Source organism: Methylobacterium sp. 1030, from assembly GCF_040544715.1.
Taxonomy (GTDB): Bacteria; Pseudomonadota; Alphaproteobacteria; order Rhizobiales; family Beijerinckiaceae; genus Methylobacterium.
On the sequence record NZ_JBEPKM010000036.1, the window covers coordinates 1 to 20,747 of the forward strand.

At 62.9% G+C, this 20,747-nt stretch carries 24 protein-coding genes and 1 pseudogene; 16 read left to right on the forward strand and 9 right to left on the reverse strand.

The features are described from left to right. The first annotated feature begins 238 nt into the window (after nucleotides 1-238). Entirely contained in the window at nucleotides 239-694 is a 456-nt protein-coding gene (locus ABIC30_RS30280; protein WP_354456682.1) for a hypothetical protein, read from the forward strand. 230 nt (nucleotides 695-924) lie between these two features. On the opposite strand, the gene ABIC30_RS30285 is transcribed toward ABIC30_RS30280, so the two are convergent. Genes ABIC30_RS30285 through ABIC30_RS30295 form a run of 3 tightly spaced genes read right to left on the reverse strand, consistent with a single transcriptional unit; the run spans nucleotide 925 to nucleotide 2,609 of the window. Then, a complete protein-coding gene (locus ABIC30_RS30285; protein ID WP_354456707.1) occupies nucleotides 925-1,434 on the reverse strand; it encodes a hypothetical protein in 510 nt (169 codons plus the stop codon). Beyond that, nucleotides 1,410-2,309, reverse strand: a complete 900-nt coding sequence (locus tag ABIC30_RS30290) for a hypothetical protein (RefSeq protein WP_354456683.1) — start codon at nucleotides 2,307-2,309, stop codon at nucleotides 1,410-1,412. The genes ABIC30_RS30285 and ABIC30_RS30290 overlap by 25 nt, the downstream gene beginning before the upstream one ends. A gap of 21 nt (nucleotides 2,310-2,330) precedes the next feature. Continuing rightward, on the reverse strand, nucleotides 2,331-2,609 hold the full coding sequence (locus tag ABIC30_RS30295) for a hypothetical protein (protein WP_354456684.1): 279 nt from the start codon (nucleotides 2,607-2,609) through the stop codon (nucleotides 2,331-2,333). Nucleotides 2,610-3,522: 913 nt separating this feature from the next. On the opposite strand from ABIC30_RS30295, the gene ABIC30_RS30300 reads away from it, so the two are divergent. The 4 genes and pseudogenes from ABIC30_RS30300 to ABIC30_RS30315 form a co-directional block, all read left to right on the forward strand. Further along, nucleotides 3,523-4,500, forward strand: a complete 978-nt coding sequence (locus ABIC30_RS30300) for an AraC family transcriptional regulator (RefSeq protein WP_354456685.1) — start codon at nucleotides 3,523-3,525, stop codon at nucleotides 4,498-4,500. A 222-nt stretch (nucleotides 4,501-4,722) separates the two neighbouring features. Beyond that, the gene (locus ABIC30_RS30305; protein ID WP_354456686.1) at nucleotides 4,723-5,364 is read left to right on the forward strand and encodes a VOC family protein; all 642 of its coding nucleotides are present in this window, start codon (nucleotides 4,723-4,725) and stop codon (nucleotides 5,362-5,364) included. Between the two features lie 213 nt (nucleotides 5,365-5,577). Next, nucleotides 5,578-6,114 (forward strand): hypothetical protein, encoded by a 537-nt coding sequence (locus ABIC30_RS30310; RefSeq protein ID WP_354456687.1) that lies wholly within the window; start codon nucleotides 5,578-5,580, stop codon nucleotides 6,112-6,114. A 224-nt stretch (nucleotides 6,115-6,338) separates the two neighbouring features. After that, a pseudogene (locus ABIC30_RS30315) lies at nucleotides 6,339-6,521 on the forward strand (recombinase family protein); the annotation flags it as partial. A gap of 277 nt (nucleotides 6,522-6,798) precedes the next feature. Here ABIC30_RS30315 and ABIC30_RS30320 read toward each other — a convergent pair. Together ABIC30_RS30320 and ABIC30_RS30325 are read right to left on the reverse strand one after the other, a co-directional pair. Then, nucleotides 6,799-7,179 carry a hypothetical protein gene (locus tag ABIC30_RS30320; RefSeq protein WP_354456688.1) on the reverse strand — a complete coding sequence of 127 codons (381 nt, stop codon included), beginning with the start codon at nucleotides 7,177-7,179 and terminating at the stop codon, nucleotides 6,799-6,801. Between the two features lie 53 nt (nucleotides 7,180-7,232). Then, nucleotides 7,233-7,793, reverse strand: a complete 561-nt coding sequence (locus ABIC30_RS30325) for a Ros/MucR family transcriptional regulator (RefSeq protein WP_354456689.1) — start codon at nucleotides 7,791-7,793, stop codon at nucleotides 7,233-7,235. A gap of 385 nt (nucleotides 7,794-8,178) precedes the next feature. On the opposite strand from ABIC30_RS30325, the gene ABIC30_RS30330 reads away from it, so the two are divergent. Next, nucleotides 8,179-8,607 carry a hypothetical protein gene (locus tag ABIC30_RS30330; protein ID WP_354456690.1) on the forward strand — a complete coding sequence of 143 codons (429 nt, stop codon included), beginning with the start codon at nucleotides 8,179-8,181 and terminating at the stop codon, nucleotides 8,605-8,607. 14 nt (nucleotides 8,608-8,621) lie between these two features. Here ABIC30_RS30330 and ABIC30_RS30335 read toward each other — a convergent pair whose 3' ends face one another. Next, entirely contained in the window at nucleotides 8,622-9,140 is a 519-nt protein-coding gene (locus tag ABIC30_RS30335; protein ID WP_354456691.1) for a Ros/MucR family transcriptional regulator, read from the reverse strand. Nucleotides 9,141-9,324: 184 nt separating this feature from the next. Between ABIC30_RS30335 and ABIC30_RS30340 the strand changes: the two genes are divergently transcribed. Further along, a complete protein-coding gene (locus ABIC30_RS30340) occupies nucleotides 9,325-9,546 on the forward strand; it encodes a DUF1643 domain-containing protein (protein ID WP_354456692.1) in 222 nt (73 codons plus the stop codon). 126 nt (nucleotides 9,547-9,672) lie between these two features. On the opposite strand, the gene ABIC30_RS31900 is transcribed toward ABIC30_RS30340, so the two are convergent. Then, nucleotides 9,673-10,098: an HU family DNA-binding protein gene (locus ABIC30_RS31900; protein ID WP_502915884.1), complete on the reverse strand. Its 426-nt coding sequence runs from the start codon at nucleotides 10,096-10,098 to the stop codon at nucleotides 9,673-9,675. Between the two features lie 70 nt (nucleotides 10,099-10,168). Here ABIC30_RS31900 and ABIC30_RS30350 point away from each other — a divergent pair, with 70 nt between their 5' ends. Together ABIC30_RS30350 and ABIC30_RS30355 are read left to right on the forward strand one after the other, a co-directional pair. Further along, on the forward strand, nucleotides 10,169-10,456 hold the full coding sequence (locus ABIC30_RS30350; RefSeq protein WP_354456693.1) for a hypothetical protein: 288 nt from the start codon (nucleotides 10,169-10,171) through the stop codon (nucleotides 10,454-10,456). Between the two features lie 213 nt (nucleotides 10,457-10,669). Next, entirely contained in the window at nucleotides 10,670-10,927 is a 258-nt protein-coding gene (locus ABIC30_RS30355; protein WP_354456694.1) for a hypothetical protein, read from the forward strand. 52 nt (nucleotides 10,928-10,979) lie between these two features. Here ABIC30_RS30355 and ABIC30_RS30360 read toward each other — a convergent pair whose 3' ends face one another. Continuing rightward, the gene (locus ABIC30_RS30360; RefSeq protein ID WP_354456695.1) at nucleotides 10,980-11,279 is read right to left on the reverse strand and encodes a hypothetical protein; all 300 of its coding nucleotides are present in this window, start codon (nucleotides 11,277-11,279) and stop codon (nucleotides 10,980-10,982) included. Nucleotides 11,280-11,627: 348 nt separating this feature from the next. Further along, nucleotides 11,628-11,900 (reverse strand): hypothetical protein, encoded by a 273-nt coding sequence (locus tag ABIC30_RS30365; RefSeq protein WP_354456696.1) that lies wholly within the window; start codon nucleotides 11,898-11,900, stop codon nucleotides 11,628-11,630. A 523-nt stretch (nucleotides 11,901-12,423) separates the two neighbouring features. Here ABIC30_RS30365 and ABIC30_RS30370 point away from each other — a divergent pair. The 7 genes from ABIC30_RS30370 (at nucleotide 12,424) to ABIC30_RS30400 (ending at nucleotide 20,645) form a co-directional block, all read left to right on the forward strand. After that, a complete protein-coding gene (locus ABIC30_RS30370; RefSeq protein ID WP_502915885.1) occupies nucleotides 12,424-14,601 on the forward strand; it encodes a type I secretion system permease/ATPase in 2,178 nt (725 codons plus the stop codon). A gap of 4 nt (nucleotides 14,602-14,605) precedes the next feature. Continuing rightward, nucleotides 14,606-15,583: an HlyD family secretion protein gene (locus ABIC30_RS30375; protein WP_354456698.1), complete on the forward strand. Its 978-nt coding sequence runs from the start codon at nucleotides 14,606-14,608 to the stop codon at nucleotides 15,581-15,583. Beyond that, the gene (locus ABIC30_RS30380) at nucleotides 15,580-16,017 is read left to right on the forward strand and encodes a beta-barrel domain-containing protein (RefSeq protein WP_354456699.1); all 438 of its coding nucleotides are present in this window, start codon (nucleotides 15,580-15,582) and stop codon (nucleotides 16,015-16,017) included. Before ABIC30_RS30375 ends, ABIC30_RS30380 begins: the two co-directional genes overlap by 4 nt. Continuing rightward, nucleotides 16,007-16,546, forward strand: coding sequence for a hypothetical protein (locus ABIC30_RS30385; protein ID WP_354456700.1), 540 nt, complete (start codon nucleotides 16,007-16,009; stop codon nucleotides 16,544-16,546). The genes ABIC30_RS30380 and ABIC30_RS30385 overlap by 11 nt, the downstream gene beginning before the upstream one ends. A gap of 20 nt (nucleotides 16,547-16,566) precedes the next feature. Beyond that, nucleotides 16,567-16,818: a hypothetical protein gene (locus tag ABIC30_RS30390; RefSeq protein ID WP_354456701.1), complete on the forward strand. Its 252-nt coding sequence runs from the start codon at nucleotides 16,567-16,569 to the stop codon at nucleotides 16,816-16,818. A 111-nt stretch (nucleotides 16,819-16,929) separates the two neighbouring features. Beyond that, nucleotides 16,930-18,318 (forward strand): hypothetical protein, encoded by a 1,389-nt coding sequence (locus ABIC30_RS30395; RefSeq protein ID WP_354456702.1) that lies wholly within the window; start codon nucleotides 16,930-16,932, stop codon nucleotides 18,316-18,318. A 1,343-nt stretch (nucleotides 18,319-19,661) separates the two neighbouring features. Beyond that, nucleotides 19,662-20,645 carry a helix-turn-helix domain-containing protein gene (locus ABIC30_RS30400; RefSeq protein WP_354456703.1) on the forward strand — a complete coding sequence of 328 codons (984 nt, stop codon included), beginning with the start codon at nucleotides 19,662-19,664 and terminating at the stop codon, nucleotides 20,643-20,645. Nucleotides 20,646-20,747 lie beyond the last annotated feature (102 nt).

Sequence of the window (20,747 nt, forward strand, 5' to 3'; positions counted from 1 at the left end):
GGTAACCTGGGCCACGGACGTCTCCCTCGATTGGTGCTCAACACCACCACTCTGGCACAGCGATGCCGCCGAGGGGGGCGTCCACCCCATCACCCCGAGCAGTCATTCCGCATCCGACCCAAGCCAGTCGCCCAGATCGTCATCGGCACGTCTCGAAAGCGGCCATGCCGCTCGTCGACAATTTCGGTTATCGGTGGCGAACTTGTCGGCCACCGCCCGAGCCATCAGGAGCTGCCGCTTGCAACTCGGCAAACACCCTTTGCGGGATCAAAACAGCGATCATCTGCCCATCCGCGGCGATAAAGCGAACCGCGACGGTGTCGCCTCCATCGATGGGTTTGATACCGAGGAGTACGCGCACAGCTACAACCGATGCAACCGGCGTCTCGTCGGGCATGAGCGTCCTCTCATGTGTCGTCCTGACAGCGCGTACAGCAAACTCTATACTCGCGATAGGGTCAGCCCGCCGCGAAGCATGTCAGAAGCCTGGATCGAAAAACTGCTGGAGCAGAATGCCGATATCGTGGCGGCCGATGCGGACGTCACCGGTCTGCTGCATCGTCTTCGCGTCTTGCACCAAGAAGGGCAGGACAAAGCTCAGACTGCAGGGTTGTTGGTGACCAAGCTGAAGCGGCTCCTGCGATTGAGAAATCAGCGGAATCGCAATCTTCAGCGTGCCGGCGAAACAGATTAATATCCTTCTCAGTGTCGCTTCCTGGCATTTTCCTCAAAAGTGAACCGGCGGAATCCATCCTTAGGCACCATCTAGCTTTCGACGTCAGGTCTTTGATCATTCGCCTGTTCGGCGCCGTCGAAAGCGGACTGATGGACTATCTGCGATACTGCGCGATCTGACCGCTACGGCGGCATGGCATCGACCATCGCTCCCGCAAGGGCTGCAGCTGGTCGGCGCAGTGATGAGACTCAAGGCCGTGCCGTGTCCGGCAGCGCGGCCACCACGGCGCTGGGGGAAGCGCTGCATGCGGCTGGCACAGTGATCTTCATGGCAAGCTTGTCCCGCTCGCCGGCCGCAACGAGGCCGACGAGGCCCATCGCGCGACGCAGGACGTGCAGCGCACTCAGCTTCATCGCGACGTTTGGATCGTGCAGCATCCAGCCCTGATATACGTAGAAGACCCGATCACCCTGGTCGGGCGGTGCCACTAGAAGTGTGTCCCGGCCGTGTGAAATGGGCTCTATGAACTCGATCATGACCGGACCGGCGCAAGCGCCTACCGGAACGGCGCGACGCGCGCCCTCCGCCCGCGGCAGGAAATCGTCTGCACTCGCGGCTACGATTGTGGTGGGTTCCAGAGCCGGCTCGAGCAGACAGTAGGCATAAAGGCGCCCGCACACCGAAATGACGAGGAGCAGGCAAAGCACCGCCAACGCCGCGCGAGCGGCCGGCCTCAGGCCTGTGGCGGGACCGAGCACGGCGCGCTTCCGACTGCGCGTTCGACGACAACAACGATCGGCAACACCGAGGCTATGGCTGCCGCGAGGGCGACGATGACCGAGCCAGTGCCATCATGCCAGAACAAGTAAGCCTCCTGCGAGGGCAGCATGGCTAGGATCCGAGCAACGTTGATCGCCACGACGAGGGCGGCGCTCGCCGCCAGGGCTGCGACCGCCCCACGGGTGGCCCGCCGGCCGGCGATCCTGAGCACGCACAGCCAGATGAGAGCCGCCAGAGACAGGTTGTGAAACGCCGAGCATCCCTCCAGCATGACGATTGACCAGCCTGGGCGGCCGCTCAGGTAGAGGCCAGTGGCATACAGGCCTGGGATGGCCGAGCGCCCAACCCAAGCCATGAAGGCGACTTCGGCGGGGGCGATGAGGGGATAGAACAGCTTAAAGGCTAGCTTGCTCCACAGCTCGCACAAGGAAAGGGCGAGCCAGACCTGCCCGATCTCGACCAACAGACGATCGTGGGCGCGCCGGGCGATCAGCCACAGGGCAACGATCGTCATGCCGGCATAGACCGCGTGGGCCTCGGGCAGGAGCCATGGCAGGGCGCATACGCAGAGGAAAGCGAGGTCGATCGGCCGCAGCGCCGACGGCGTCTCGCGCGAGGAGAGCACGAGCGCGACGACAGCGACGGTGGCGAACATCTCGCCGAGATCGAGCTCGATCAGGCGCTGTGTGCCCGGTCCGTGCTCGAGCAGCAGGCGCTGTAGCGCCGCCGAGAGGGCCGTGCCGCAGGCGAACACCAGCAGGGCCCAGTTGGCGGCCGGAACGGCGAAGCCGGAGGCCAGCTCCGAGCCAGCGACCGCTACGAACCCAGATCGTGGCGCGGTGTGCGCCTTCATGGAAAAGCCTGCCGGTCAAGCTTACGACTTTGCCTTGCCTTGCCGTCTGCGGCGCAGGAACGCGAGGGTGCCGCCGGCGAGGGCGAGGCCCAGCATGGCGTTGACCTCGGGTGAGGGTGCGCCTCCGGAGCGACCGCCGCCATCTCCGCCGCCGAGACCGTTGGAATGACCGGGAATGGTGCCATTGCCATTGTTGCCGCCGCCGGCGCTGTTACCGGGAGCCTGCGCCGAAACAGCAGTGATCGCCCCGAGTGTGATCGCTGTAAACAGCACAGTGCGCCCGATCGACCGAATCATCATCTCTATATTCCTACCTATAGATACTGGAATTTCCGTTTATCAGCATTATCGACTTAAACCGTCAAGCATAAATTTCGTCCAACGGGCAAAATGAGTATTCGTTGGTGCGTCTGATGCATAAACGTGCGACGTAGAAAGGTTATACACTTGCGCCGTCTGGAAGCCGCGCGTCTCTGGCGGTGTCCTTCAGGAACTGAGTGCATTTCAGGCTGCCTGATCGGCACGGGGTCCGGCGGAGCGACTGCGCCCTGCGCCGGCGCGATTCGCCCCCCTCCGGGAATAGGGGCGCAGGTCCGCGCACAAGAGCGCGTCCTGCAGCGTGGCGGGAGTCCTCTCGAAGAATGTCGCACGATCGCGAACATCGGCGGTGTAGCGGGGGCCCGCCGGGCGCCCGTGGGTCACGCTTCGTCCTGGATCGGGCTGACGACGTCTGCCTTCGTGCATTGGCGCCTGGAAGCGGACCGGCGGAAATCCACCCCGAGCCGTCATTCTGATAGCGACCCAACACAGTCGTTCACACGCGGTTGCGCTGCGCCCGGAAGCGGACCTTACCTTTTGCGATCGGGCATTCGCATATGGGCATGCTACAGAACGAGGCACGCCGTGGTCGTCCGCGGCTGTGCGCGACTGTGAGTGCCACTTGGGAACGTCGGCTCCTGGGCTGTCGAAAGGCAGCGGCCTACGGCTGAGCTGGATGAACTTCCGACCGTCCACTTCTGGGCAGCAAACGCATCGATGCGGACGTTATAAGTCTACCAATACAGACTCACGCAGGATTATTGGCATGCCGGCCGACTGTTTTGGTGGACATTGATTTGAAGTCGGTAAAATTTTCTCGATAATGACTTTTCTGTCATCCCGTCCTGAGATATAATATTCACCATAACGACTTCACAACATATGATAGAGACTCATGCGGACCGTCATTTCGACAAGTAAAATCGGGCAAAAATCACGGTTTAAACTATGGCGGGAAGCGATATCCGATCGGATGGGCCCGATAGAATTGTGTCAAACATCCGACGATATGTTCGAAGGACTGATACAATCGGCGAATATTGATAGCTTACGAATCACGCGCATTCGCGAAAGCAACGTACGGTCAGAGATCACGCCCGACAATCTCCGTCGGCGCGAGCGGACCGGGTCGATCTTCGCGCTGATCCAGCTCGCAGGCTGCTCGATCACCGTCCAAGACGGCCGGGAAGCCATCCAAAATGACGGGGACATCGTGCTTCTGGCCGATCGGCCGAACGTGCACATCTCGGGGGCGGGCAATCAGTCTCTCGTCATCGAACTCTCGCACGCTTCTTTGGAGCGCGTTTTCGGATCGGCCCAACAGTTCACCGCTCTAGCGTTCGGGGGCAAGAACGGCACCGGCGTGCTGGTGAAGAGCTTCTTTACCAATCTATTTCAGATCCATGGGGATCTCACCGGGGATACTGCCGAGCGCATGGCCGGAGTGGGTATCGATCTAGTCATTGCGAGTCTCGCCGAGCGTATGGCCAAGGAGATCCCACGGCCGGTCCACGGCAATCTTGTAGTCCTGCGGGCCAAGGCTTATGTCGCCGCTCATTTCGGCGACCCGACCCTCGATCCACCCCGGCTTGCAGCGGCGGTAGGCGTGTCGTTACGCCGGTTGCAGGAGCTATTCCGGGAGCGCGGCCAGCACATCTCCGACTGGATCTGGCAACGCCGGCTGGTGGCGGCTGCCAAGCGCTTGGCCGATCCGGCCTGCCATCACCTACCGATCGGAACGCTTGCGTATGGATGCGGCTTCAGCAACCAAGCGCACTTCACCCGGCGCTTCAAGCATCACCACGGTATGACTCCGAGGGAATACAGGATGGCCTCGGCGTTGAGAGGAACCAGGGCTATCACTGACACATGAAAACTGTTTGAATGTTGGCTTTGCCCGCTTGGCGTCCGAAAGCAGCCCGGCGGAAATCCACCCTCAACGGTCATTCCGCATCCCACCCAACCTGGCCGCCCGGACCGCCATCGGCCGCTTCTCCAAAGCGGCCGTTTGTCAGCTTCCCGGCAATGTCGGCTTGGGGGCGAAGCCCAACGTTCAGGCAGCATTGGTCAATGAACATGGCTGCTCTACTGTAGAATGATGCTCAAGCTTGACCATCTCACGATCATTGCCCCGACCTTGAAGGAAGGGGTTGATCACGTTCGCGCCTGCCTCAATCTAGACGTGCCGTTTGGCCAGCGCCACACCTACATGGGTACCCACAACCATCTCCTCCAGCTTGGCGATTTGACCTATCTGGAGATCGTTGCCGTCGATCCTGATGCCGACCGTCCTAGCTGTGCTCGCTGGTTCGGCCTCGATGACCGAACCCGTGTGCGACGCGATTGGGACGAAGGACGTCGTCTACGCGGATGGGTCGCAAGGACGGACGCTATCGACTGGGCACTCGAAGGCCGAGAAGGGACTTTCGGTCGGAAGGTCGGGCTGCCTTTCGACGCTCCCGCATTCGACTTCACCATCCCCGGGGATGGTTCGCTGCCTCTCCATGGTGCCGCTCCGTCCCTAATCGACCGACGCGGCAAAGCTCGCTCGATGGATACCATCGCTGATCTCGGCGCACGTCTAACGGGATTTACTCTTCAACACCCGGAGGCCGATCGGGTTACTACGTTATTGCGATATTGGGACATCGATAGGCCACCAACTGTTATCCAAGGTAGTAAACTTCGCTACACAGCGCAGATCGAGACGCCAACTGGCTTGAAGAACCTAACCTGACACATCGCTCAGCGGTCAGTAGGCGCGATCGCGTCTGCTTCTTTCAGATCTCGCTCGTAAGCGGACCGACTGAAACCCACCCTGAGCGGTCGTTTGTCTTGTCGTATGGTATGCCCGGAAGTCGACCGTTTCGCCGACATATCCGCATGGGGGATGTCGATTGCTTAAGGTGTTCCGCAGAGATCCTTGCCGCCGATCAGAGCCGTGCTTGGGTTGCACCAGCCCGTCTGGACTTTTCTGGCGCTGACAGGGTCGGTAAACGCCCTGATGCCTGTCCTAACCGACCGTCAGCGGATCGAACTCGCAGTTCCCGCCTACCTCCTCTACGCGCTCACGGGCGCACCGGACGTGTTCGTTCCGGCCGACCCGGATCTGACCGCGAAGGCCGAGGCGGATATCGCCGAGCTGCGTAGCAATCTACGGACCGCCTGCCTGGAGCCGTTCGCGGACCTGACGCCGGCCAAGAGCCAAGCGCTCATACGTCGCCTTGAGCGGATCAAACGGCAGACGACCACCGACTGGCACGAACGCCCGGCGCTCGGCCTCATGCTGATGCTCTGGTGCTTCCTCAAGGACCTCACCGACCGCGAAATTCTGATCCTGTGGGAGGGCTCGGCGATGGACCGGGCGATGCAGAAGCTGCTGCCGATGTGTGAGTATGGCTTTCAGAAGCGAGAGGACGACGTTGCGGCTCAGGACCAAGCCCGCGTGTTGTTCAGCCGTCTCCAGGCCGAGGGGCTATACCGCTGACCGGCAACCTGCACCTACAGCCGCATCCGACCCGATGCGGAAGTCTGCGGAGGACGGGCCCTTCTCGGACACTCGTCCTATCGTGCCATATGTCCGGAAATCGATCGTATTTCCGACAGTAAGCTCGACCCGCCGCTGAGCGGCCTGAAACGGCCTCGTTTTTGTCGGAGAAACCTGTCGGCTTTTCTATTGCCGGATAAACGTAGCTGTAGCACTATACCGACATGCTCGTCGGATATGCCCGCGTCTCGACCCAGGATCAGAACCTCGACCTCCAGCGCGACGCGCTCACACGCGCCGGCTGCGAGCGGCTGTTCGAGGAGAAGAAGTCCAGCAAGTCCGGCACCAGGCGTCCCGCCTTCGAGGCGGCGCTCGCCTTCCTGCGCCCCGAGGATGTGCTCGTCGTCTAAAAGCTCGATCGGATCGCGGCGACGACGGCCGGATCATCGGCGCCGTGCTCTACAGCAAGCCGGGTTTTCCTCTGCCGGTTCTGCCGAGCCCCCGGACAAGCCGTCCGGCCCCGTCACGGCGCTCGCGTGCTCGGATCGCGCCGGAGCAACTCGACCTGTCCGCTTGAGCCGACACGCCACAACCGGTTTGGATCGTACGCCTTCCATGGTAAGGATCCAGGCCGATGATCGGCGGCTCATCGGCATCAGCTCGCCGGCCATGCTGGTCAGAGGTTCACCGCGCTCGGGGACCGAGTGGGCGAGCATCCGACGGACATTCGGGCGGAGACGGGCGAGCGGCCATCAGGGCGATTGCCACCGCATTGCGGAACGCCTTGAGCTGTGGCCCGTGGCCGCCCCGCAGCTCTTCCGCCTCGGGCCAAGCGGTCATCACCGTCGCGACGTCGAGGCTGTGCCCACTGGCGAAGCGATGCGGCCTCGCAGTCGCGTCGAGCATGTAGGCGTCGATCGCCGCGACGATCTCGAAGCTCGTGATCGTGCCGGCTTTGCGCAGCGCGGCGAGGGTTGGGGGTTTGGGCGACATGGTAGACCGATCGGCGGCAGCAGTGGATGCGCGCAGGACGAACTGCAGAAAATCAGCCTGCGCTTGAGGCATGGATGCCGGTCCAGATCTTCCGCGTCGGGTGGCCGTTCGCCGGAGCGACGCGATCAACCGTCCGGGTCGATGGCGGCGCTCGCCCCCGGATCTGGCGGCGGCGCCCCCTCCGAGGCCGGCTCGACATCCGGCAATGCTGAGTGTCTCGGCGCCTCGGGCAGGTCCATCGCGCGATCCTTGCGGGCGACCGGTACCGTATGTGGCAGTCCCAGAGCCACGCTCTTGGCCAAAGCGGAGCGCAGGGCCGAGTAGTCCGGCGCCGTCATCGGATAGTCCTGCGGCAGGCCCCATTTCTGGCGATAGGTCTCGGGATCAAGCCCCACACTCGTGAGATGCCGCTTGAGCGTCTTGTACGGCTTGCCATTCTCGAAGCTGATCAGCGCCTCCGGCCGGATCGATGCGCGGATCTGCGCCGGTGTGAGCACATCAGGGCGCGGAGCGGGCGCGGGACTCTCGCTGGCGAGCTGCGCAAGCACAGCATGCGTTTCGGCGATCAGCGACGGCAAGTCCGTGACTGGCAGCCGATTGTGCGCCACGTAGGTGGCGACGACGTCCACGGTCACATCAATGGGATCGACAGCCCCATCCTCGATCGTTCCCGCACCCTCGTCCACGTCGCACCTGCTCCTCAGGATGATCGACGCCGTTTGCGTATCATATATGCGAACGGCAGCATCAAGAGACGGCTATCGGTATCATCGGCAAAGAAAATATGCTCTATGAGCTATCTGCTCGTCAATCTTGATCGTCGCGGCGACTGACATATAATTGTCGCCGGCACCGACTAATGCAACCAACACCTGCCGTCATGCTTAGCGACGGCTCGTCAAAGTTGAGGCAGAGCCCCGATCCAGACCTGCTCTTACGCCTCGGTCGATCCGATCGCCTCCAGCGCGAATAGGGAAAGACGCCTGAACCTCCTCCAGGACGGACCACCCACTGGCGCCGCTCGGCCGCCGACCGGCTGCGCTTAAGGCCAAGCTGTGGCAGTCTTGACCCATGCCGATCCGGCCCGAGCACCGCTTCTTCTACCCGATCGACTGGCCACAGCTCTCGGCCATGATCCGCTTCGAGCGCGCCGGCGGCCGCTGCGAGAGGTGTCAGCGTCCGCACGGGCAGACCGTATTTCACCTCGGCGATGGCCGCTGGTGGGATCGCGAGGCTGGTGCTTGGCGCGATGGACGCGGCAGGCGCGTGCGCCTGACCCTCGGCGTCGACGACGTGCTCGGGCGTGCCCGCAGGACGCGGGTCGTGCTAGCCGCCGCCCATCGCGATCATGATACCGGCAACAACGCGAACGCCAACCTCGTGGCCTTCTGCCAGCGGTGTCATCTCATCCATGACCGCCCCGAGCATCGACGGCGGCGCTGGTTCACCCTGTTTCGGCGCAAGGCGCTCGGCGATCTGTTCCGAGGCCCCTATTCCTGATCGGCAGCACGAGCTTACGCCCGAACCGGCTCCTGCGCCTTCCGGGGTCGGCTGACCCGCTTCGGCCTTTCCGCGGCGGGGTCAGCGGCTTCTGCGACTTGCGAGGCTGCCTTCCGAGGCCTCTGCCCCAGACCGATGCTCTTGGCCATGGCCGAGCGGGCCTCGGAGTAGCTCGCGGCCACCATCGGGTAGTCTCGCGGCAGCCCCCACTTCTCGCGATAGGCCTCTGGGTCGAGACCCAGCTTAAGGAGATGGCGCTTGAGCGTCTTGTACGGTTTGCCGTCCTCGAAGCTGGTCAGCGCCTCGGGCCGGATCGACTTCCGGATCTGCGCGGGCGTCATCCGCGTGACCGGTGTGGCTGTCGGCGACCCGTGGTCGCCGAGCCCGGTCAGCGCGGCGTGTAGGCTGGCGATCAGCGTCGCCAACTCCGCGGTGGGAACGGGATTGTGTGACACGTAGGCCGCAACGAGGCCCGCCGTCAGCTCTATAAAGTCGATTGCTTCGGCCTCGGCCGTCTTTATGTTGTCGTCCACGACGCACCTGTCCATAGAGTTAAAATAGGGTTCGTCATATCGCCTGAACTTTCAAGGAAACCCTATTAAAATCGTCTTCTGACTGCAATAATGCCGGTCTCCGTGCCCAGCTTGGCTTGGGCGTACCTGGGCTATGTCGGCCAGCGTCTGCCACACGGCATCCCGGAGCTATGCAGGAATTTAGGTGACGGAGGCGGTCAGCTTCTCCGAGCGCCTCGAGTTCGGTCACATCGTCGTCGGCAACCTGTTCGCGTTCCGGGCGACGGACATCCGGACGCTGCGGACCGCAGCTGACTCGATCGGGCCCTACGGCGGCGACCACCTGCGGGCGATTATGCGCGGCGCCGAGAAGGTGATTGTGGCTTGGGGGCCGTGCGCCAAGCTCCCGCGCTGGCTCCGCAACTGATGGATGGAGGTCGCCGGCATCGCCAAGGCTAACCTGATCCCGCTCTGGTGCCTGAGCACGGCGCAAGATGGGCATCCGCTACACCCACTGATGCTGGGATACGAGAGACGGCTCAGCATCTGGGAACTACCCGACGTCATCCAGTCGACCGAGATGACGAGCAGGGCAGCAGCGTGAGCCATCTGACAACTCCCGCGCGCCTCCATCACCTTGAGCACATGCCTCTCGGCCTCGTCGGTTTGCGTTGAGCAGGTCCTTCATAGCCTTGGCCGGCTTGAACCGCACGGCCGCGCCCGCCTCCACCTCTACCGCCGTCTGAGTGCGCGGGTTGCGCCTGACCCGTGCCGCCCGCGGCCGGGCTTCGAACATGCCGAAGCCACGCAACTCCACGCGGTCACCTCGGGCCAGAGCATCCGTCATCGTGTCCAGAACGGTTGCGACCACCGCCTCGACGTCCTTCGCGTAGAGGTGCGGGTTCTGCGCCGCGATGCGGGCGACAAGCTCGGACCGGATCATGGCGGCAGAGTTGCCGTGCCGTTCACTGGACTGCAACCACGTCTTGGCATGGTCCCGGACGAGCCGCGTTGCGTATCGGCTCCTACGAGCGAGGCGATCAAGACCCATGCCGCCGCAGAGCGAACAGCTATCTGCCGTCACCCGCGGCGAGAAGGCTGGCCGGCTTGCCGCAAGCGAGATGATCAAGACTGCGAGTTTCGAGACTGGCGGACTTCAGGGTGTTATGAACCGGCTAGAAACGGTCGGAAACATCGTGGCCGAAGGGCATATGCGGGCCGGTATGCTGGCGGCCGACGTCCGGTCTTGGCGTATCGGCTTTCAAGCTGGGATCGGCCTCGAACTCGGGGAACACATGCGCCGCGTGCGATCTGTCGCCTTCAACCCCGCTCCGTGAGCAGATCGGAGCGGCGCCGAGCGAACAGTTAGCGTAGCGACAACCATTCTGCGGTACCCCGCCGCCATGTCAGACTTCTCGCCCGCCGTTGTCTCTTGGCGCGACCAGATCGAGCTGTGTGATGCCAACTACGATTGCCGCCTGACGACGATTGGGATGGCCGGTTCGACGTGAGGGCGCGCAGCCTTCTCCCGCGATCGCGGGGTAAGGCTGATGCCGGGCTTGCACGTCACCGACCGACAGGTCCGGCGCTTCATGACCTCACGACGGGAAAGCCATACGCAGGCTGTCGCGGCAGCCCAGGCCGGCTTCAGCGAGCGCACTGGGCGGCGCATTGAGGCCGGCCCGACCCTGCCGAGCCAGAAGCCATCACGCACCTATCGCACCCGCGCCGATCCCTTCGCCGATGTCTGGCGGGAGGAACTCGTGCCTCTTCTGGAAGCCCTGTCCGACTCTCTCGGTCCCAGCTGATCCTCTCAATCAGCCCGGTCCAAAGCCAGCCGGTCAGATCACCGGTCCGCCCTCAATGCGAGGCGTGCCCGTCGGCCTTCCGGGTGCAATCCTTCTTGCGCTTCTTGCTCAGCTTCAGCTCGCCGTCCGCGTCGTCGAGGCCGCGCTCGCTCAGGGCAAAGCTGTGCAGGTCCGACAGCGCCGCCTCACCCGTGGCAGGAGACTCGGTCAGCGCGTAGAACGCCGCCCGCACGATCTCCTTCTTACGGGCATCGGGGTGCTTCTCCCGCACGGCAGCCCGTAGCTCTTTCGGCTTCATGCCCGGCTTGACGATCGTCCGCAGCGTCACTGCGAGGTCCTCGATAGATGCCATGTTTAACCCCGAATCATGTCGCCGCAACGCAGCAGCTCTGGGCCGTCCTATATGACAGTATCGCGCCAATCAAACCGGCTGTTTAATTAGCAAATTAGGCACATTTCACCCCAGATGTCATCGATGTGAGATGCTTGTCCTATCCTGATACCGGAGCAAAGCTTACAAACGCCCCCCCGGAAAAGCTGGATACTTGCTTATTTATATTTAATCGACTCCATGTTTCTGGGCCAGAGATGCTTGCGGACCGTTATGAGGCGCTGCCGCAGCACCTCTTCTCGGCATTCTGAGCCGCAAGCCAGCGGTCGCGCGGCTTGCAGCTCGCCACGTGCGGCGCCAGGGCCACCGTCAGCACATCGCCCACCGAGACCGGACCGCCGGCGCAATGCAGTCCATCAACCTGCCCGGCAAGAGTTCGCCTCGGTAGACGAACAGTCCGAACGCGAGCAGCGCGGCTCCGGCCACAAGAACGATCGCAAGTTGTGGAACCGCTTTATAGACGGTGATGACGAACAGGATCGTGCCAAGGCGGATAAACCACGGTGACCCCACAGCCGGACAACGCCTCTCCGAGAAGCCCAGTCCAAAAACCTCATCAACATAGCGTGTCCGATCGTGCATCGCGACCCGGCTGTCCTCGGCACCTATCACGATCACGAGATGCGAAGACTTCCGGTGTGTCCAGCAGCGTCAGCGGTATCTTGTGTGGCTGACCACCCCGCGAGTGAGTTACTCGCCACCATCACCGCTCCAGCGATCGGCCTCCTGGTGCGCGTGGGCCAGGACGGGTGCCTGAACTGATCGCACGAGCGCGCAGGGAACCGGACAGGCAACTGGCAGGCCTCCCCAAGCCCAGGCCTGAGCGTACGTCTTGGGCGATCTCCCCGATGCCCCCAGATCGATCCAAGTTATCGAGCACGAATACAGCTATTCGCCGGCAGACCGATCTGCATGACCGCTGTAACCCGGCGCATCGTCTCGTAAAGCGAGCCATCACACGCCGTATACTTCGATAAGTACCAGTCATACAAAATACGAAATTAAATCCCATGCCTGGGAAATGATCCTTGACACACTCAAAGTGCAGCCGTAGCTCTCCCCAAGCAACGTGAACGCTAGTTCCTTGGATGAGGCGCAGATCCTCATGCAGACGATCGGCGAAATACGTCAGCCGGCTCAGGATCCTCCAGATCCCGCGATCTTCGATCCGGGCGTGACCGATACCGGCGCCGCCGCCCTGGCGATCCTCGCCGCCCTGCACCAGCGCGCCGTCGACGTCGCCCGCATCCTCCACGACAACGGGCGCCCCGGTCAGCCGCTTACCCCCGATGAACTCGTCCTCGCCGCACGCCGCAACCACTTCCGGGCCAAGCTCGTCCGATCCGGCGCCGGGGGGCTCGCCCGCCTGCCGCTGCCAGCGATCGGCCTCGACCGCGCCGGGCTGTTCTTCCTCGTCGCCCGCCACGAGCCCGGACGCACCCTGATCCAGCGCCCCGGACAGCCGCCCACCGTCTGGGACGCCGACGCCCTCGCCCGGGAGTGGACCGGCCGGCTCATCCTGCTGTCACCGCGCGAGCCGGGACCGGCCGGCGAGGGCCGCCGCTTCGGCCTCGCGTGGTTCCTGCCGGCCGCCGCGCGCTTCAGGGCGCTGCTGGCCGAGGTGCTCGCCGCCTCCTTCGTGCTCCAGGTGCTCGGCCTCGTCGCGCCCCTGTTCTTCCAGGTCGTCGTCGACAAGGTCCTGGTCCACAAGGGCCTGACCACCCTCGACGTGCTCGTCCTCGGCCTGATCAGTGTCACCGTGTTCGAGGCGCTGCTCGGCTACCTGCGCACTTACCTGTTCGCCCACACCACCAGCCGCCTCGACGCCGTGCTCGGCGCGCGCGTGTTCCGACACCTCCTCGCCCTGCCGATCGGCTACTTCGGCGCCCGCCCTACAGGCCAGACGGTCGCCCGGCTGCGCGAGCTGGAGAACATCCGCCAGTTCCTGACCAGCTCGGCCATGACGCTCACCGTCGACCTCGTGTTCTCGGCCGTGTTCCTGGCCGTCATGCTGGCCTACAGCCCCCTGCTCACCCTGATCGTCGCGCTCGGCCTGCCGGTCTACGTCGCCCTCAGCCTCACCCTCTCGCCGCTGATCCGCGCCCGCGTCGACGAGAGGTTCCGCTGCGGCGCCGCCCAGCAGTCGTTCCTGGTCGAGAGCCTGGCCGGGATCGAGACCCTGAAGGCGCTGGCGATCGAGCCGCAGGCGCGGCGCCGCTTCGACGAGGGCCTGGCCGCCTACATCGCCGCCTCGTTCCGGGTCGTGGCGCTGGCCGCCGCCGGCAGCCAGGCGATCCAGCTCGTGGCCAAGCTCACCACCGCGACCGTGCTGTGGTTCGGCGCGCGCGCCGTGATGCAGGGCGAGCTGACCATCGGCGCGCTGGTGGCGTTCAACATGCTGGCCTCGCAGGTCAACCAGCCGGTGCTGCGGCTGGCCCAGCTCTGGCAGGACTTCCAGCAGTTCCGCCTGTCGCTGGCGCGGCTCGGCGACATCCTCGACACGCCGACCGAAGTCGGGCAGGCCAGCACCCGGCTCGACCTGCCGCCGCTGCAGGGCGCGATCCGGTTCGAGGGCGTGCACTTCCGCTACCGCCCGGACGGGCCGGAGATCCTGCGCGGCGTCGACATCGCGATCCGCCCCGGCGAGGTGGTGGGCGTGGTCGGGCGCTCCGGCTCGGGCAAGTCGACCCTGACCCGCCTGATCCAGCGCCTGCACGTGCCCGAGCGCGGCAAGGTCCTGGTCGACGGGGTCGATCTGGCGCTGATGGACCCGGCGTGGCTGCGCCGGCAGGTCGGGGTGGTGCTGCAGGAGAACGTGCTGTTCGCCCGCACAGTGCGCGAGAACATCGCACTCTCCGACCCGTCGCTGCCGCTGGAGCGGGTGATCGCGGTGGCGCGGCTGGCCGGGGCGCACGAGTTCATCCTGGAGCTGCCGCAGGGCTACGACACGGTGCTGGAGGAGCGCGGCGCCAACCTCTCGGGCGGGCAGCGTCAGCGCATCGCCATCGCCCGGGCGCTGGCCACCGACCCGCGCATCCTGATCCTCGACGAGGCGACGAGCGCGCTGGACTACGAGGCCGAGCGGGCGATCCAGGCCAACATGCGGACGATCTGCCAGGGACGCACGGTGCTGATCGTCGCCCACCGACTCTCGACCGTGCGGCATGCCGACCGGATCCTGGTGATGGACCGCGGGCTCCTGGCCGAGGAGGGCCGGCACGAGGAGCTGGCGCGCCGCCCCGGCGGGCTCTACGCCGGGCTGGTGGCGGTGGCGGGGGGCTGACCACATGGGCGAGGTGATCGCGCTCAAGCCCGAGCGGCGGCCGGGCGGTCCGAGCGGCGCCCTGGCGCGGGCGTTCCTGCCGGCGCACCTGGAGCTCCTGGAGACGCCGCCCTCGCCGACGCTGCGCGCCACCGCCTGGACCGCGATGGCCCTGGTGGCGGGCGCGGTGACCTGGGCGTCGTTGAGCGAGATCGAGATCGTGGCGACAGCGCCGGGGCGTCTGGTGCCGGTGGGCGAGGTCAAGCGGGTGCAGCCGCTGGAGACCAGCGTGGTGCGGGGCATCCACGTGGCCGAGGGCGATCACGTCGCGGCCGGTCAGGTGCTGATCGATCTCGATCCGACCGAGGCCGCGGCCGACCTGGAGGCGACGCGCACCGAGCGGATGCAGGCGCTGCTCGACGCGGAGGCCGCGCGGCTGCTCCTGAGCGAGGCGGCCGACCCGGAGATCGCGGCCCTGCCGGACGTGGATGCCGGGCTGCTGGCGGCGACGCAGGTGCAGGTGCGGCTGCAAGCGGCCGCCCATCGCGCGACGGTGGCCGGGCTCGACCAGGAGATCGCCGACAAGCGCGCGGCGCTGGCCGCCAAGGCGGTGGAGGTCGGCCGCAACGCCGAGCTGACGCCGCTGGCCGCGGACCGGTACGAGACGCAGCGCGGTCTGTTCGAGCGGGGCAACACGTCGAAGCTGAACCTGCTGCAGGCGCAGGTCGAGCTGATCGACAAGCGCGCGGAGGCGCAGAGCCTGCCAGAGCAGGACCGGCAGCTGCGGGCGGAGATCGCCGGCCTGGAGGAGAAGCGGGCGCAGACGCGGGCCGAGTTCCTGAAGGACGCGGCCGAGCGGCGGGTGAAGGCGCTGCAGCGGCTGGCGCAGGCCGAGCAGGTGCTGCGCAAGGAGCGTGAGCGGGAGGGCCTGCGGCACTTGCGGGCGCCGGTCTCCGGGACGGTTCAGGATCTCGGCGTGCACACGCTGGGGGGGGGGTGGTGAGCGCGGCCGAGAGCCTGCTGACGGTGGTGCCGGATAACGCGACGCTGGAGCTGGAGGCGGTGCTGCCGCACCGGGAGGCCGGGTTCGTGCGCGAGGGTCAGCCGGCGGAGGTGAAGCTGGAGGCGTTTCCGTTCACGCGGTTCGGGACGGTGCCGGGTCAGGTGCGGCTGGTGAGCCAACACGCGGTCGGCGGACCGGCCCCGGCGAGTTCAGTCCGACCGACGGAGCCCGAGGTGCGGGGGGCGACCGAGGAGGGCGGCTACCGGATCACGGTGGCGCTGGATCGCACGAACATGGAGGCGGATGGGCGTTCGGTGCCGCTGCGACCTGGGATGGCGGCACAGGCGGACATCGTCACCGGCACGCGCCGGGTGATCGCCCTCCTGCTCGATCCGATCGTCAAGCATTCCATGGAGGCTGGACATGAAAGGTGAGCTGAATCCAAACCTCAAGCGCATTTCTTATATATCGCTGATTTTAATGTGTAGTACCTGCGTTACAAAATCGGAAAACGTGAATCGGAATACGAGCAACTTCGAAGAAACTGCATATCAAAGACTTGAAGAGGATACTTCCGTTTCAACAATAATCGGAAACAAGCCAAATGAAATAAAAATCAAAATCTATTTGAAAGAGATAAATAATAATCACAGTTACAACATGATAATTTTTAATTATAAGAAAGACGATAAAGATTATATTATACCTTTAGAGGAGCAAAATCGGGCATATGTCGATTATTTAAATTCATCTGTATACGAAAAATGCCGCGGGAAGAGCGTTCTATATAGGGTAGTCAATGGATCTCTTTATGTACTACAGATAGAAACGCCATATACACCAGGAGAATTATCACGCTATTACCTAAGGAAACTTGAAGAAGGCAGCGATTTACCGGGGGATACAACATTACAATTTTCGTTGGTCGGAGAACTCGATAGCAAGCGAGCCTGCAAAGACTGATTGTAGTTAATAGGAGACGAATGATGACCTACGTTACTGCGATGCAAGGCAAAGGAATAAGTCGTGTCTATCTCGATCAAAATGGAAATGTGGATATATTCTCTGGCGGTACACGAGCGGCAAGAAATCACAATCCGGGAAATTTGAGATATACAGATTTTGCGAAAAGCTACGGTGCAATTGGAAGGGATAGGGATGGGTTTGCAATTTTTCCCGACTCAAACACAGGGAAAGCAGCGCATCAAGCTTTACTGTCACAGCCCCGTGACTAGCAACTAACTATTGACGACGCGGTTAAAAAATACGCCCCACCGAACGAAAATGACACTGCCGCATATCAATCAGCAGTGAAGAATGCGCTAGGCTTGCCAGGCAGTACGCCCATGAGTAGTTTAAGTTCAGACCAATTGAAATCTATGGTCGAAGCCATGGAAAATCACGAAGGATATTCAGAGGCAGATCACTCGACCGTGCTTAACATAGGTGATCCAATAAACGGATATAGATCGAATTTTGATCCAAACGACCCGGCTGTAGGAGACATCAACAATAACGGTGTCGGCACTGGACAAAAAACTGAGACAGAAAGCACAAATCTTGCGAGCTTCACTATCAATAATGACACTGAAAAGACATATAATATAGGCAATTCCAGTGCTGAGCTGCAAGGAAATAACGTTCATGTTTATGCGAATAATATTGAGCTAGATGTTGATCCAAGCGGATCAGCTTTTATTTCCGGGGCTGGAGACAAAATTGTACTTCAACCAAACAGCAATACGTATGCAGCCGTAACTGGCTCCAATCAATCGGTGAGTGGAGATAATGCTAACAACGTGGTTAATCTCGGCGGTGAGGGTACATCTGCTACCGTTTCTGGGGGCGGCTACGTCGGCCTCACCGCCAACAACGAAACCGTCACCCTGACGGATACGGGCTCGACCGTCCAGACCGCAGGCGGCGTCCAGAACGACGTCGTCAACGCCAACGGATCCACCATCACCCTGGCCGCCAACTCCCTCGCCAACATCAGCGGCAGCAGCGACACCATCAACCTGCAGGCCAACAGCAACGAGACCATCGGCATCACCGGACAGGGTCTCACCGTCGCCGGCGACAGCGGCGATGACGTGGTCAACCTCAACGCCAATACTTCTGCAACGGTGTCTGGCGGCGGTAGAATCGGCTTGGTCGGCAATGACGCAGCACTCACGACCAACCCAAATGAAAGCTTCACTATTACTTGCTTAGCTGGCGTAACTACTGGAACAATCAATGCTAGCAACTCGACCATTAATTTAGCCCCGGGTTGGAGTGGGACTATTAACGGCCAGAACAATATGATCAACGGCGGCACAGCGTCGGGCGCCTCGCCCACCCCGGCCGCCGGTGGTGACACCTCGTCGGGTGGATCCTCAACCCCGGCCGCCGGTGGTGACACCTCGTCGGGTGGATCCTCAACCCCGGCCGCCGGTGGTGACACCTCGTCGGGCGGCACAACCCCAGGCAGCGGTGACGCCTCGTCGGGCGGTTCTACGAGCGATGGTGGCAGTGATGGGGGCTCTGGTGAGGAATACTCCACCATGAGCTTGCGTAATGATGAGGCTCCAGACCGCCAGCCAAGCTCAGCCAGGCACAAATTAGGCCTGGTCGCCTCGCCTGCGACCGACTCACATCAGAGCAACACGATATCGCAGGCGATCCAGCTCACCTCTGCGATCGCCGGCTTCAGCCCGGCCTCGGGCAGCGACACCGGCCAGGGCAGCAATTAAACGGAGACGCACGCCTCACTTGCGGTCGATCCGAGCCGAACCCCGCTGCATCAGGCGACCCGGCACGCGGCCTGACCTGTCCCGACATAGACGGGCTATCACGACCAGAGGAAGGGGGCCCCAGAGCCCCCTTCTTTCAGAGACCGCGTGAAGCGGTTGTACGACGTTCCGTAATCTGCCCCCTTTCGGGAAGGGATTGAGGCGGGCGGTTTTGGCATCCGGGTCGAAGCCGGTGAGCTCAGGATGCTCCCGCACCGTTGGTGCACAGGTGTGCAGAGAACATTTTCGAGCCTTCGCGAGCGTTTCGCAGCATCCTGAAACACGTCGCCCTGGTTCACATCGCTGCAGGTTGCTTCGGTCTGCTGCGCTTCGAGCGGACGGTCGAGGATCCCGGCACTGTCCGCGCAGCCGGGTTCTTCGGCGGGTCTACGAGGTGGCAGACACTTCAGTGCGTGTGGTGTGATGCCCCTCCTGCTGCCGTGCCGCTTACCGTACCACGACCGTCTTCTACCGCCTATTGCCGAACCCGACCGTACCCTGCCGTGCCTCCACCGACGTGCCACGGCGCCGTTCAGGCCGAGACCGGATCCGGCGACGCCGCCATCCATCTGCTGCACCATCTGCGCAGTGGGCGAAGGGTGCGGCCACGAAGGACTACAAGGGCCCACAGGGTGCCAGCCAGTTTGCCAGCGGTTTGCCACGAACTTGGGGGTATCACACCACACGCACTGAAGCGTCTTTGAGCCTGTAGGGCTCTCGAGGAACCCGGCTGCGCGGATGGCGTCGATCGAACTCGACCCGCGGCTTCCGGCCGTCGTTCAGTCTGCTCCACGGACCCTTATCCGCAAACGAAAGGGCCGGCCTCATGGCCGGCCCCGCGTCTCACTTGGAGCGATCCGCCTTACTCAGCCGCGGTCATCTCGGCGGTGTAGTGGCCGCACCAGTGTCGCTGGCCCACCCCGCGATCGGAGCGACAGCGCCCGCTGCTGGCGCGGGTGCGGCACGGCGTGCCGCTCTTCGTTCTCCTGCACCGCGACCACACTCGCCGCGCGCCGGCAAGCCCGCGCCCTCGGCGCCACCCATACCCGCGAGTCAGGTGATCCGCGTCGGCTTGGTGAAGCGCGGACGTATCGTCAGCACCGGCCGGTGACGAGCGGGCTGGAGGAACACACAAAGTTGACGGATGTTTCGTCCTCAATGCGGATGTTGCGTCCCAGTTTGCCTTGCCAAAGATATCGTCGCTTAGCAAGGCATGAAATGCCTTGCGCGATCTGGCGCCCTGCCTGTGAAATGCAGGCGTGATCTGCATCATGTCCACGCTCTGAAATCCGGAGCTTATTGAAATGATCGAGCATCGATTTGATCATCATGCCGACAACGCTGCACGACGACACGCCTGGATCGATAGCGTTTCTGATCTGGTTGAGACTCATATCGATTCCGATACCGTGGTGCCACACAATGCATTTCGACGGTTCTACAACTTAAAGCAATTGTTATTCTCAGAAGTCAACGGATCTTCTCTTAGGATGACGCGAGCACGATCCCAAATCTCCGCTCAAAACGTCGATCACATCAACTTCTTCCTTCGCCAATCTGGTCGATCCCACCTCACGGTCAATGACCAGTCTCATGAGGTGACACCAGACACTTTGGCTGTCATTGATATCGGGCAGCCGACCTCAGTCGAAGCCGACGCCGGGACCACCCTCGGCTTGGTCGTGCCGCAGCGTCTCTTGAAGGTTTGCGACGGGAACGCTTCCTCGTGGCACGGACGGGTCGTCCAGACCGATAGCACCCCGCTCTACCGGTTGCTGGCCGATCACATGAGGAACCTCGCCGTCTGCCTCAATACGGCGACCCCGCCGCAGCAGGAGTACATCGCCGCCGCAACCGTGGCGCTGTGCAACTCCGCGCTCCTGTCCGAGACCGACAGCGCCTACAATCATGGCGCCGTCGGCCTCATCGCCATGCGCCAGTTCATCGACCGGCACCTCGCAACGGTCGATGCTGAGACCCTCATGGCCGAGTTCGGGCTCTCGCGTACGCCGCTCTACAAGCTGTTCGAGGCTGAAGGCGGCGTCTACGCCTACATCCGCAGCCGGCGCCTCGCCTACGCCATGCAGCAGCTTACACGCCTGGATGGGGAGCGGCGGCCGACGATCAAGCACCTCACATTCGCCTGCGGCTTCGAGAATGAGCAGGTGTTCAGCCGCGCCTTCCGGCGCAAGTACGGCCTCAATCCCAGCGAGGTTGATGTGGGACACCGGCCCTATGCCGACTGGACGCGGGCCTCACGGCTCATGGCTTGGTTCAAGGATCTATGAACTGTCCGCCGTCAGCACTCCTGAGACAGATTGAGGGTCTTCACGAACGGAGGATGGCTGGTTCATCGTAGCCCCCAGGAGCGAAGACGCTCATTTTGCAGC

Bases quoted from the DNA above. Each gene is read 5' to 3' on its own strand.
- ABIC30_RS30400 (WP_354456703.1), top strand. From the start codon at position 19,662: ATGATCGAGCATCGATTTGATCATCATGCCGACAACGCTGCACGACGA.
- ABIC30_RS30375 (WP_354456698.1), top strand. From the start codon at position 14,606: ATGGGCGAGGTGATCGCGCTCAAGCCCGAGCGGCGGCCGGGCGGTCCG.
- ABIC30_RS30385 (WP_354456700.1), top strand. From the start codon at position 16,007: ATGAAAGGTGAGCTGAATCCAAACCTCAAGCGCATTTCTTATATATCG.
- ABIC30_RS30320 (WP_354456688.1), bottom strand. From the start codon at position 7,179: ATGCCTCAAGCGCAGGCTGATTTTCTGCAGTTCGTCCTGCGCGCATCC.
- ABIC30_RS30290 (WP_354456683.1), bottom strand. From the start codon at position 2,309: ATGAAGGCGCACACCGCGCCACGATCTGGGTTCGTAGCGGTCGCTGGC.
- ABIC30_RS30390 (WP_354456701.1), top strand. From the start codon at position 16,567: ATGATGACCTACGTTACTGCGATGCAAGGCAAAGGAATAAGTCGTGTC.
- ABIC30_RS30395 (WP_354456702.1), top strand. From the start codon at position 16,930: ATGAGTAGTTTAAGTTCAGACCAATTGAAATCTATGGTCGAAGCCATG.
- ABIC30_RS30330 (WP_354456690.1), top strand. From the start codon at position 8,179: ATGCCGATCCGGCCCGAGCACCGCTTCTTCTACCCGATCGACTGGCCA.
- ABIC30_RS30355 (WP_354456694.1), top strand. From the start codon at position 10,670: ATGCCGGGCTTGCACGTCACCGACCGACAGGTCCGGCGCTTCATGACC.
- ABIC30_RS30295 (WP_354456684.1), bottom strand. From the start codon at position 2,609: ATGATGATTCGGTCGATCGGGCGCACTGTGCTGTTTACAGCGATCACA.
- ABIC30_RS30305 (WP_354456686.1), top strand. From the start codon at position 4,723: ATGATGCTCAAGCTTGACCATCTCACGATCATTGCCCCGACCTTGAAG.
- ABIC30_RS30300 (WP_354456685.1), top strand. From the start codon at position 3,523: ATGCGGACCGTCATTTCGACAAGTAAAATCGGGCAAAAATCACGGTTT.
- ABIC30_RS30350 (WP_354456693.1), top strand. From the start codon at position 10,169: ATGCCGCCGCAGAGCGAACAGCTATCTGCCGTCACCCGCGGCGAGAAG.
- ABIC30_RS30360 (WP_354456695.1), bottom strand. From the start codon at position 11,279: ATGGCATCTATCGAGGACCTCGCAGTGACGCTGCGGACGATCGTCAAG.
- ABIC30_RS30365 (WP_354456696.1), bottom strand. From the start codon at position 11,900: ATGCACGATCGGACACGCTATGTTGATGAGGTTTTTGGACTGGGCTTC.
- ABIC30_RS30370 (WP_502915885.1), top strand. From the start codon at position 12,424: ATGCAGACGATCGGCGAAATACGTCAGCCGGCTCAGGATCCTCCAGAT.